Annotated in this window: 13 protein-coding genes; all 13 read left to right on the plus strand. The window is 61.3% G+C overall.

Annotated features, from left to right (window positions below):
* The coding region (locus tag AWT75_RS14945; protein ID WP_338021307.1) for a helix-turn-helix domain-containing protein at positions 1-127 on the plus strand (127 nt) is incomplete at its 5' end.
* A 144-nt stretch (positions 128-271) separates the two neighbouring features.
* Positions 272-1,849 carry a bifunctional phosphoribosylaminoimidazolecarboxamide formyltransferase/IMP cyclohydrolase gene (gene purH / locus AWT75_RS14950; RefSeq protein WP_062790014.1) on the plus strand — a complete coding sequence of 526 codons (1,578 nt, stop codon included), beginning with the start codon at positions 272-274 and terminating at the stop codon, positions 1,847-1,849.
* A gap of 75 nt (positions 1,850-1,924) precedes the next feature.
* A complete protein-coding gene (locus tag AWT75_RS14955; protein WP_153013345.1) occupies positions 1,925-2,770 on the plus strand; it encodes a hypothetical protein in 846 nt (281 codons plus the stop codon).
* A 73-nt stretch (positions 2,771-2,843) separates the two neighbouring features.
* Positions 2,844-4,121: a phosphoribosylamine--glycine ligase gene (purD, locus tag AWT75_RS14960; protein ID WP_062790020.1), complete on the plus strand. Its 1,278-nt coding sequence runs from the start codon at positions 2,844-2,846 to the stop codon at positions 4,119-4,121.
* A gap of 149 nt (positions 4,122-4,270) precedes the next feature.
* Positions 4,271-4,483, plus strand: coding sequence for a hypothetical protein (locus AWT75_RS14965; RefSeq protein WP_062790023.1), 213 nt, complete (start codon positions 4,271-4,273; stop codon positions 4,481-4,483).
* A 39-nt stretch (positions 4,484-4,522) separates the two neighbouring features.
* Positions 4,523-5,251 carry a substrate-binding periplasmic protein gene (locus AWT75_RS14970; RefSeq protein WP_062790026.1) on the plus strand — a complete coding sequence of 243 codons (729 nt, stop codon included), beginning with the start codon at positions 4,523-4,525 and terminating at the stop codon, positions 5,249-5,251.
* Positions 5,248-5,421, plus strand: a complete 174-nt coding sequence (locus AWT75_RS23060) for a hypothetical protein (protein WP_239689620.1) — start codon at positions 5,248-5,250, stop codon at positions 5,419-5,421. Before AWT75_RS14970 ends, AWT75_RS23060 begins: the two co-directional genes overlap by 4 nt.
* On the plus strand, positions 5,418-5,915 hold the full coding sequence (locus AWT75_RS14975; RefSeq protein ID WP_239689621.1) for an L-threonylcarbamoyladenylate synthase: 498 nt from the start codon (positions 5,418-5,420) through the stop codon (positions 5,913-5,915). Before AWT75_RS23060 ends, AWT75_RS14975 begins: the two co-directional genes overlap by 4 nt.
* Before the next feature lie 28 nt (positions 5,916-5,943).
* Positions 5,944-6,612, plus strand: coding sequence for a protein TolQ (tolQ, locus tag AWT75_RS14980; RefSeq protein ID WP_082696133.1), 669 nt, complete (start codon positions 5,944-5,946; stop codon positions 6,610-6,612).
* Between the two features lie 113 nt (positions 6,613-6,725).
* Positions 6,726-7,598 (plus strand): drug/metabolite exporter YedA, encoded by an 873-nt coding sequence (yedA, locus tag AWT75_RS14985; protein WP_045845799.1) that lies wholly within the window; start codon positions 6,726-6,728, stop codon positions 7,596-7,598.
* 464 nt (positions 7,599-8,062) lie between these two features.
* On the plus strand, positions 8,063-8,797 hold the full coding sequence (locus tag AWT75_RS14990; RefSeq protein ID WP_062790029.1) for a GntR family transcriptional regulator: 735 nt from the start codon (positions 8,063-8,065) through the stop codon (positions 8,795-8,797).
* Complete coding sequence (gene nagA, locus AWT75_RS14995) at positions 8,794-9,915, plus strand: N-acetylglucosamine-6-phosphate deacetylase (RefSeq protein WP_062790032.1); 1,122 nt, start codon at positions 8,794-8,796, stop codon at positions 9,913-9,915. The genes AWT75_RS14990 and nagA overlap by 4 nt, the downstream gene beginning before the upstream one ends.
* A complete protein-coding gene (locus AWT75_RS15000; RefSeq protein ID WP_239689622.1) occupies positions 9,896-10,918 on the plus strand; it encodes an SIS domain-containing protein in 1,023 nt (340 codons plus the stop codon). Before nagA ends, AWT75_RS15000 begins: the two co-directional genes overlap by 20 nt.
* Positions 10,919-10,951: the final 33 nt, after the last annotated feature.

The raw sequence follows: 10,951 nt of genomic DNA on the forward strand, positions 1-10,951 counted from the left end.
TGTGGAAAAACCCCTGATCGAGGTGGTGCTCACCCACACGCAGGGCAACCAGACCCGGGCGGCAGAGCTGCTTGGGCTCAATCGCAACACCCTGCGTAAAAAAATGAAGTCGTATGATTTGATATGAAGATAAACCGGCCATGCCCCACACAGGATGGCCGGTTTTTTTGTGCCTGCCAGCAAGGCAGGGCAAGCCGCATACGGCCTGGTGCGGGCATCAGGCCACAGTAAAAACAGCTTTTTCATTCATTAGCCAAGGTGGTAGAGAAACATGACCAAAATCGAACGCGCGCTGATCAGCGTATCCGACAAGACCGGTGTTCTGGAATTCGCACAGGAACTGGCCGCACTGGGCGTGCATATCCTGTCGACCGGCGGTACCGCCAAATTGCTGGCTGACAACGGCGTGCCGGTGACCGAAGTGTCCGATTACACCGGCTTCCCGGAAATGCTGGATGGCCGCGTGAAGACCCTGCATCCCAAGGTGCACGGTGGCATTCTGGGCCGTCGCGACCTGCCGGAACACGTAGCCAAGATGGCCGAATACGATATCGGCAACATCGATCTGGTGTGTGTGAACCTCTACCCGTTTGAAGCCACCATCGCCAACCCGGACTGTGTGCTGGAAGACGCCATCGAAAACATCGACATCGGCGGCCCCACCATGGTGCGCTCCGCCGCCAAGAACTGGGCCCACGTTGCCATCGTCACCGACGCTGCCGACTACGCTGCACTGACTGCCGAACTGAAGGCCAATGACGGCAAGCTGGCCAAGACCACCCGCTTCGAACTGGCCAAGAAGGCCTTCACCCACACCGCCGCTTACGACGGTGCCATCTCCAACTACCTGACCAGCCTGGCCGATGGCGTGGTGAGCGGCAAGCCGGAACGCGTGGCTTTCCCGAACCGTCTGAACGCCCAGTTCGTCAAGGTGCAGGACATGCGCTACGGCGAAAACCCGCATCAGTCCGCCGCCTTCTACCGCGACCTGGACCCGGCAGCCGGCACCATCGCCGCCTATCGTCAGCTGCAGGGCAAGGAACTGTCCTACAACAACATCGCTGATGCCGACGCCGCCTGGGAAGCGGTCAAGACCTTCGACCAGACCGCCTGCGTCATCGTCAAGCATGCCAACCCCTGCGGCGTGGCCGTGGCCGGTGACACCCTGAGCGCCTACAAGCTGGCCTTTGCCACCGACACTACCAGCGCCTTTGGCGGCATCATCGCCTTCAACCGCCCGGTGGATGCCGAAACCGTGGAAGCCGTGACCGGCCAGTTCCTGGAAGTGCTGATTGCCCCGTCCTTCACCGAAGAAGCCAAGGCCATCATCGCCGCCAAGAAGAATGTGCGCGTACTGGAAATCCCGCTGGAAACCGGTGCCAACCGCTTCGAACTGAAGCGCGTGGGCGGCGGCGTGCTGGTACAGACCCCGGACATCCGCAATGTGGCACTGGACGAACTGCGCGTGGTGACCAAGCGTCAACCCACCCCGCAGGAAATGTCCGATCTGCTGTTCGCCTGGCGCGTGGCCAAGTTCGTCAAATCCAATGCCATCGTGTTCTGCAGCAACGGTCAGACCGCCGGTATCGGTGCCGGCCAGATGAGCCGTGTGGACTCCACCCGCATCGCCGCCCGCAAGGCGCAGGATGCCGGCCTGAGCCTGCAAGGTGCCGTGGCTTCCAGTGACGCCTTCTTCCCCTTCCGCGACGGTATCGACGTGATTGCCGAGCAGGGCATCAAGGCCATCATCCAGCCGGGTGGCTCCATGCGCGACGAAGAAGTGTTTGCCGCCGCCGACGAGCACGGCATTGCCATGGTACTGACCGGCGTGCGTCACTTCCGTCACTAAGCGCGGACTGCCTCCCCGTGCAGGCTGCATCGGGGAGGTGCGCAGTACCTTGCCTTGCTGCCCGCCGGAGAAACCGTGAACAAGACCACCAGGATCATGCTGCTGATTGTGCTGCTATTCGGCGTGGCTGCCACGGTGTACTGGCTGGAACAGCCGGCCCCGACGCCGGCTCCGGCCCCGCTTGCCCAGACTCCCGACCTCAAGCGGCTGGCCGAGCAGGCCGTGGCGGTGTATCGCAGCACGCAGAACATGCAGACCGCTGCCAAACCCGGCCAGTGGAAGCTGGACGCCAAGGCCAGCAACAGCGCAGGCCCGTTTGTCGGTACCTTCGGGCCCCTGCAACTGGCCCGGGACGGCCAGGGCCGTCAGTTGTTGCTGACCACCTTTGTGGCGGATACCGCAGATTCGGCCGGCGAGGGCATGGACAGCTTTGCCGCCTCCGGCATCAGCCGCCTGCTGCTGTTTGTATTGCAGAACGGCCAGTACGTGCTGCAAACGGAAAAACAGCTGGAAATGGGCACCAACGGCATGGCAGCCAGCGCACGCGTGGTTCAGCTGGGCCCGCATGAATGGGGCTGGACCTTGCACAGTAGCTACCTGCAGCAAGGCTATACCGCCAGTACGGTGGAGTTTTTCCACGCCACCGCCACGGATATCCGCAGCATGGGGCATCTGACCGAACAGGCCGACAACAAGGGCGTGTGCGGTGATGCCGGCGGTGATGGCTGCCCGGCGGTGACCGATGTGCAAGCCCGCTGGGAGTGGCGGCCCGTGACAGGCCCTGATGCGCGCTTTTATCCGCTGGATGTGCAATGGCAAGGGCTGATCGACGGCAAGAAAATCAGCCAGCACGCGCAGTTGCTTCCCGATGCAGGCAGCGGGATTTATCCGTTCCCTGCCAATCTGAATGTACAATTCTGAGCGCAGCCCGACAGGGCCTGCTGCTCTATGACGGCAGCCGCATGCTGCCGCTAACGATGAAGGATCTCGCAAGATGAAAGTGTTGGTAATCGGTTCCGGTGGCCGCGAACACGCACTGGCGTGGCGTATTGCCAAGTCCAATCGCGTCTCCAAGGTATTTGTGGCACCGGGCAATGCCGGTACCGCGCTGGACCCCAATCTCACCAATGTCGAGCTGAGCGGCAACGAGGCGCTGGTCGACTTTGCCCGTCGTGAAGACATCCAGCTGACCGTGGTCGGCCCGGAAGCCCCGCTGGCTGCCGGTGTGGTGGATGCCTTCCGTGCTGCCGGGCTGAAGATCTTCGGTCCCACCCAGTACTGTGCCCAGCTGGAAAGCTCCAAGGATTTTGCCAAGGCCTTCATGCAACGCCATGGCATTCCCACCGCCGGTTACCAGACCTTTACCGATGCGGCTGAAGCCCATGCCTATGTGGCTGGCAAGGGTGCGCCCATCGTGATCAAGGCCGATGGCCTGGCTGCGGGCAAGGGCGTGGTGGTGGCACTGACGCTGGACGAAGCCCATGCCGCCATCGACGACATGCTGGTGGGCAACAAGATGGGCAGCGCCGGTGCGCGCGTGGTGATCGAAGATTTCCTGCAAGGCGAAGAGGCCAGCTTCATCGTGATGGTGGATGGCGACCACGTATTGCCGATGGCCACCAGCCAGGACCACAAGCGCCTGCTGGACAACGACCTGGGCCCCAATACCGGCGGCATGGGCGCCTACAGCCCGGCACCGGTGGTTACCCCGCAGGTGCATAACCGCGTGATGCGCGAAATCATCCTGCCCACCGTGCAAGGCATGAAAAAGGACGGCCACAGCTACACCGGCTTCCTGTATGCCGGTTTGATGATCGACCATGACGGCAACCCGTTCACCATCGAATTCAACTGCCGCTTTGGCGACCCGGAAACCCAGCCCATCATGGCCCGTCTGAAGTCGGACTTCACCGTGCTGCTGGAAGCCGGTGTCAACGGCAAGCTGGATCAGGTGGAAGCCGAATGGGACCGCCGCGTGGCGCTGGGCGTGGTGCTGGCTGCCGCCGGCTACCCGGATTCCCCGCGCAAGGGCGACGTCATTACCGGCCTGCCGGCGGAAACCGAAGACAGCATGGTGTTCCATGCCGGTACGGCGTTCAACGACAGCAAGCAGGTAGTCAGCAATGGCGGCCGCGTGCTGTGCGCGGTAGGACTGGGCGACAGCGTGAAGATGGCGCAGCAAAAAGCCTATGCGGTGGCGGATGCCATCCATTTTGATGGCAGCCAGCTGCGCCGCGATATCGGCAGCAAGGCGATCAATCGCCCCAAGTAAGCCGGATTGGCAGCATGGCAGACAACGGCACCCTGGCGGTGCCGTTTTTCTTTATCTGTTTTTGATGCCCTGCATGGCCATTTCTATGCGATTTTGACTGACGGAGCACTACATTCTGCTTGTCAGCCATCGTATAGCAGGTGTCCTCCATGTCTGCATCGCTTCCCAAGCCCTCATCGCTGCTGTCCAGTGCTCAGGCGCTGTTGCGCCATGCCCGCCGTTGCGGCTACCGGGTGAGCTACTGGCTGCGCCAGTTCCGCAGCCCGGTCCAGGTCTCGCGTTGTTGTGCCTGGCGGGCCTTGCCGCCGGCAGCGGCAACACAGCAAAAAACCGACCTTTATGGCAGGCCCCCGCAGGCTTGACTAGACTGCAAATGTCGCTGACATCCGGGAGTCGCTGCCATGTCCATCCGTCTGCTCCTTGCCAGCCTATTCTTGACCGGCAGCCTTGCTGCCACAGCAGCCCCGCCGCTGCGCATCCTCACCGAGGATTATCCGCCCTTCAACATGATGGGCAGTGGGGGCCGCATCAGCGGTATGTCCACCGATGTCTTGCAAGAAGCGTTTCGCCGTGCCGGTATCAACTATGGCATCGAAATGCTGCCATGGGTTCGTGCACTCAACCTGACCATACTGGAAAGCAATACCTGCCTTTATTCCACCGCGCGTACCGCAGCACGCGAGCAGCAGTTCAAATGGGTTGGACCATTGGTTGATAATCCCTGGGTACTCTATGGCAGAAATGATAGCCGTCATGCCATCAAGTCACTGGAAGAAGCCAGACGTTTCAAGATAGGCGGGTATAGCGGTGACGCCACTGCCCAGTTCCTGATTGATCGCGGATTCGATGTTGATCTGGCCAGCACCGACCAGCTCAATATCAAGAAGCTGCTGGCGGGGCGCATCGACTTCTGGGCCACCGGGAAATATCCTGGTGCAGCCTTGCTGGCCAGAGAGAAAGTCACCCAGCTTCATCCCATCCTCACATTCAACACCCCCATGCTTTATCTGGCGTGCAATCCCGGCATGCCGGACGCCCTGATACAGCAATTGAATGATCAGCTACGCAGCATGCAGCGCGACGGCACGCTGGCACACCTCTACGCCAAATATATTAACCAGAAAGAGTGAACGGACTGCAGATCGCGGTTTCATCCGGTGCCGCGCTGCCGCTACAATGGCAGCTTCGCTTCAACTCCTTGCTGATCTGCATGCTGTCTTCCTGCTTGTCCTCGCTATACCGTCTGCCCAAGGCAGGCCTGCTGACGCAGCGCGCGCGCGTTTACGGGCGGGCGGGGTGATTGCCTATTCCACCGAATCCTGTTTCGGGCTGGGATGCCTGCCGCAGGATGTCAGGGCAATCCGGCGGGTACTGGCCATCAAGGCAAGGCCGAATCACAAGGGCCTGATCGTGATAGCCGCCGACGTCGCCCAGATCCGTCATCTGGTAAAGCCGCTTTCCGCCGCACAGTGGGCGGAACTTGGCCGTTACTGGCCCGGTCCCTATACCTTTTTGCTGCCAGCCTCGCGCAAGGTGGCACCGGCCCTGCGTGGCCGACATGACAAGATCGCCGTGCGCATTACCGCCCATGGCGAGGCAGCCGCCCTGTGCCGGGCTGTGGGCAGTGCGCTGGTGTCGACTTCTGCCAACCGCGCCGGGCAACGTGCGTTAAAGACTGCACGGGCTTGTCGCATGGCATTTGGCAGCGCGGTACTGACCCTGCCGGGGCGGATAGGCAAACGCAGGAAGCCATCCACCATCATTGATTTCACCAGCGGCCGTGTATTGCGCTAGGCCGTTTTAATTCAGACAAGGAAACATCGTGCAGCAGATTTCCATATTCAGCCTGGTGATGAATGCCAGCCTGGTGGTGCAGCTGGTCATGGCAGGCCTGGCCTTGGTGTCGGTGCTGTCGTGGGCGCTGATTTTCAACAAGATTTCCGTATTGCGTGCCGCGCGTCGCCACAGCGACGAGTTCGAACGCAATTTCTGGAGCGGGGCCGACCTGAACCGCTTGTATGAAGACGCCAACCGCCGCAACGACAGCGTGGGCATGGAGCGCATCTTCCAGTCCGGTTTTGCCGAATTCCTCAAGCTGCGTGGCCGTACGGGTGCCGAGCTGTCGGACATCATGGATGGTTCGCGCCGTGCCATGCGCGCTGCCGCCCAGCGCGAACTGGATGAGCTGGACAGCCATACTTCTTTCCTGGCAACAGTAGGTTCGGTCAGTCCCTATATCGGCCTGTTCGGCACGGTGTGGGGCATCATGCATGCCTTCATCGGGCTGGGTAATGTGGGGCAGGCCACCTTGTCCACCGTGGCACCGGGTATTGCCGAAGCACTGGTGGCCACCGCCATTGGCCTGTTTGCCGCCATTCCTGCGGTGGTGGCCTATAACCGCTTTGCCACCGATGTGGACCGTCTGGCTACCCGCTTCGATACCTATATGGAAGAGTTTTCCAACATCCTGCAACGGCTGGCCACCCGCTGATTCCCGCAGGAGGCAGGGGATTGTTCTGGCTCAAGAACAGAGCTTTCCCTGCCGGTGCTTGAGTTTTTTGCAGGCCGAAGGCATGGTGGACGACCACCCACCCCGAGTCCGCCATGTCTGCCCGTCCCGCCGCGCTGTCCTTGCTGACCTTGTCAGCCTTCTTTGCCCTGTACGTGATCTGGGGCTCGACCTATTTCTTCATACGCATCGGTATCGAATCCTGGCCGCCTTTCATGATGGCCGGTCTGCGGTTTCTGTTTGCCGGCAGCGTGATGCTGGCCTTCCTGCTGCTGCGCGGCCATCGTTTGCCCAGCCGGCAGGAATTGCGTGGCGCAGCCATTCTGGGTGTGTTGATGCCAGCCATCGGCAATGGTTTTGTCACGCTGGCGGAAAAACAGGTGTCATCCGGGGTGGCAGCGCTGGTGGTGGCCACCGTACCCCTGTTCACCGTGCTGTTTGGCCGTTTCTGTTTTGGCTTGCGTGCACGTGGTCGCGAGTGGGCAGGTATCGCGCTGGGCATGCTGGGCATGCTGGTGCTGAACCTGGGTTCCAATCTGCGCGCCAGCCCGATGGGGGCGTTCTGGCTGCTGTTTGCCTCAGCCGGTTGGGCACTGGGTTCGGCCTGGAGCCGGGTGATTGTTCAGCCCAAGGGGCCGATGGGCAGTGCCTGGATGATGATTTTCGGTGGCCTGGCCTTGTTGCTGGGCAGTGCCGCCACCGGCGAACAGCTGACAGCGATGCCGTCATGGCAAGGTTGGGCCGCCATTGCCTACCTGTCGGTATTCGGTTCCATGGTGGCCTACAGTGCCTATCTGCATCTGCTGAAAACCGTATCACCGGCCGCTGCCACCAGCTATGCCTATGTCAATCCCATCATCGCCGTCCTGCTGGGCATGCTGTTGCTGGGTGAACATGTCGGTCAGCAGGAAGTGCTGGCCATGGTGATCATCCTCTCCGGCGTGGTCCTGATCAGCTGGCGCAAATAAAGTCGTCGCCGCGACTTTGTCCTCATCCAGACAGGGGCCCTTCGCGGCCCCTGTTGCATTGCGCCAGTTCCACTGTGGTTTTCTGGCGACGTTACGGCAATTGGCCTGCAGCCCTTGCTACGCCACAGTACTGCATATGGCTGCCTGAGACTGTCTGTCTGGTCAGTCATGACACATTCACGATGCTATCCACGTTTTAGTTGCAAAAAACATCCACTTCAATACCACTTTGTCGGTCTCTTTATTTCCTCATCAGTCTTATCCTGGCCCTCAGCGCTGCCTGGCTTTCTGTATTTCCTGTATTCCGGCCGCGTCACTTCCTGTCATTTGGCAGGGTTATCGTGAAATTGGTATTGACGTGGTATTTAAGTGGTATTAATTTTGCAGCCATGACGGGTGTGGTCTTGCAGGGCAAGGAATGCGATATTCGCCGTGTTACCAACCAGACCAGTTGCAGACCGCTTATGGAAAACCGATGGAGTGCACTCAAGCCGGAAGGCGAGTCCACCACGCCGCTGTATTTGCAGCTTGCCCGCAAACTGGCCGAAGCCATCAATGCCGGCTGGTGGCAGGCAGACGAAGCCCTGCCATCCGAACGCACCTTTTCCGAGGAGCTGGGTATATCGCGGGTGACGGCACGCAAGGCGATGGATGTGTTGCTGGAGCAGGGGCTGATCCGGCGCCGGCATGGTTCCGGCACTTTCATCACACCAAGACTGGAACAGCCCTTGTCACGGCTGGTGGGTTTTACCGAGCAATTGCGCCAGCGCGGCTTCGAACCTTCCTCGGTATGGCTGGAGCGCGGCATTCATCCGCCCAGCAATGACGAGGTGATCAAGCTGGGCTTGTCCCCTACCTCGCAGGTGGCGCGGCTCAAGCGCCAGCGCCTGGCAGACGGGGTAGTGATGGCGATAGAGATGACCACATTGCCAGTAGCCGTTTTGCCCGAGCCAAATAAAGTGGGCAACTCGCTGTATGCCTACCTGGACAGTGCCGGTCATGCCGTGGTGCGCGCCTTGCAGCATATCCGCGCAGTGAATGCCTCGGCCGAGATTGCAGCGCTGGCCGGCATCCGGCAGGGCGAGGCGATGTTGCTGATCACCCGCATCGGCTTCAATGCCGATAACCAGGCGATAGAACTGACCGATACCTATTGCCGTAATGATTATTACGACTTTGTAGCTGAACTGAGACGATGACGACACGACATGTACTGCAGGGCCGCATCCTGACTGCCGATGGCTGGCGGGATGGCAGGCTGGAAACCGGGCCGGATGGCCGCATTGCCGCTGTGGACGGCAGCCTGCCGGGTAGTGGCACGGCGGCACGTTACATCCTGCCCGGCTTCATCGACCTGCATGTACATGGCGGAGGCGGGGTGGACATCATGGAGGGTGGCCAGGCGGCCGAATCGGTGGCACGGCTGCATGCCCGCCACGGCACCACCGCCATGCTGGCCACCACCATGACCGCCCCCATGGACGAGATAGAAAACGTACTGGCAGCACTGGGGCCGTCTTGCCGCCAGCGCGCCAGCGGCAGTGCCCGCCTGCTGGGCGTGCATCTGGAAGGCCCGTATATCAATCCCGGCAAGCTGGGCGCACAGCCGGACGATGCCTGTCAGGCCGTGCTGTCGCAAATCGAAAAACTGGCTCAATTGGCCCCGATTGCGCTGCTGACACTGGCACCGGAAATTCCCGGCCACATGGACATCATCCGTGCTTTGAGCGACGCCGGCATCCGGGTGCAAATCGGCCACACCCTGGGCAGTTATGAGGATGGCGTACAGGCCTTGCAGCAAGGTGCCACCGGCTTTACCCATTTGTTCAATGCCATGACCGGCCTGCATCACCGCGAGCCGGGCATGGTGGGTGCGGCGCTGGCCCATGCGGAATACGCCGAGCTGATTCCTGACTTGCTGCATGTGCATCCCGGTGCCATCCGCACTGCCTTGCGCGCCATTCCGCGGCTGTACTGCGTGACCGACTCCACTGCCGCAGCCGGCATGCCGGATGGTGAATACAAGCTGGGCTCACATACCGTGCACAAATGCCTGGGCGGGGTGCGGCTGGCCGACGGCACGCTGGCCGGCAGCACGCTGACCATGGATCAGGCCTTGCGCAATCTGGTGTCCATCGGCCTGCCGCTGGCCGAGGCCTCGCACCGGCTGTCGCTGTACCCGGCCGATTATCTGGGCCATGCCGACCGTGGCCGTTTGCAAACCGGGGCATGGGCCGATGTGCTGGTGCTGGATGCCGAGCTGAATTTGCTGGATGTCTATCTGGAAGGGGAACACCTTGTCGTCTCTGATGTATGAAGAAGCACTGTCCGCTGCGGATGCCGTGGCCGCCCAACACATGTATGCGGACGAAGGCCTGGCGGTGCTGGGCCGCGAGCTGGCCACCACCCCGCCCACGCTGGCACTGACGGTGGCGCGTGGCAGCTCGGACCATGCTGCCAGTTATTTTGCTTACCTGGCCATGCAGCGCCTGGGCGTGCCGGTGGTGTCCTTGCCCATGTCGCTGGTCACCCTGCACCACGCCCCGCTGGCGGTAAAGGGTCAGCTGGCAGTTGCCCTGTCCCAGTCCGGCCAGAGTCCGGACCTGATCGACACCATGAGCCGCCTGGCCGCTGCCGGTGCGCGCACCGTCGCCCTGGTCAACAAGCATGAATCGCCGCTGGCGGCAGCTTGCGAATGGTCGTTGCCGCTGTGTGCCGGTGAAGAAAAGAGCGTGGCCGCCACCAAGAGCTATATCGCTTCGCTTTCCGCCGTAGCCCGTCTGGTAGCGCACTGGCAGGGCGATGCCACGCTGCTGCAGGCACTGGACCAGCTACCCGCACAGTTACAACAAGCATGCCGTCAGGACTGGAGTGCAGCCCTTCCTGTTCTGGTCGGTGCCGAACGCATCATGGTGGTGGGACGCGGACTGGGTTTTGCCGTGGCGCTGGAAGCGGCGCTCAAGTTCAAGGAAACCTGTGCCATCCAGGCTGAGGCTTTCTCCGGTGCAGAAATCAAGCATGGTCCGATGGCCCTGATCGACGAAGGTTATCCGCTGCTGGTGTTTGCGCCACGTGGCCCGGAACAGCAAGGCCTGATCGATCTGGCCGCGGAAATGCGCGGTCGTGGCGCACGAGTATTGCTTGCCGCACCAGACACGGTAGCCACTCGCGACCTGACGCTGAGCGTGGCCGATGATGAGGCGCTGGACCCCTTGCTGGCTATCCAGAGCTTCTACCTGATGGCGGCGCAACTGTCCGAAGCACGTGGGCTCAATCCTGACACCCCGCGTCATTTGTCCAAGGTCACCCGTACGCATTGAGCACTGCCCTGAACCCGGCCACCACCAGGTGGC

The organism is Aquitalea pelogenes, assembly GCF_001515305.1.
Taxonomy (GTDB): Bacteria; Pseudomonadota; Gammaproteobacteria; order Burkholderiales; family Chromobacteriaceae; genus Aquitalea; species Aquitalea pelogenes.

Excerpts from the sequence above, each read along its gene's own strand:
- AWT75_RS14965 (WP_062790023.1), top strand. The coding sequence starts at position 4,271 with ATGTCTGCATCGCTTCCCAAGCCCTCATCGCTGCTGTCCAGTGCTCAG.
- yedA (WP_045845799.1), top strand. The coding sequence starts at position 6,726 with ATGTCTGCCCGTCCCGCCGCGCTGTCCTTGCTGACCTTGTCAGCCTTC.
- purD (WP_062790020.1), top strand. The coding sequence starts at position 2,844 with ATGAAAGTGTTGGTAATCGGTTCCGGTGGCCGCGAACACGCACTGGCG.
- nagA (WP_062790032.1), top strand. The coding sequence starts at position 8,794 with ATGACGACACGACATGTACTGCAGGGCCGCATCCTGACTGCCGATGGC.
- AWT75_RS14990 (WP_062790029.1), top strand. The coding sequence starts at position 8,063 with ATGGAAAACCGATGGAGTGCACTCAAGCCGGAAGGCGAGTCCACCACG.
- purH (WP_062790014.1), top strand. The coding sequence starts at position 272 with ATGACCAAAATCGAACGCGCGCTGATCAGCGTATCCGACAAGACCGGT.
- AWT75_RS14970 (WP_062790026.1), top strand. The coding sequence starts at position 4,523 with ATGTCCATCCGTCTGCTCCTTGCCAGCCTATTCTTGACCGGCAGCCTT.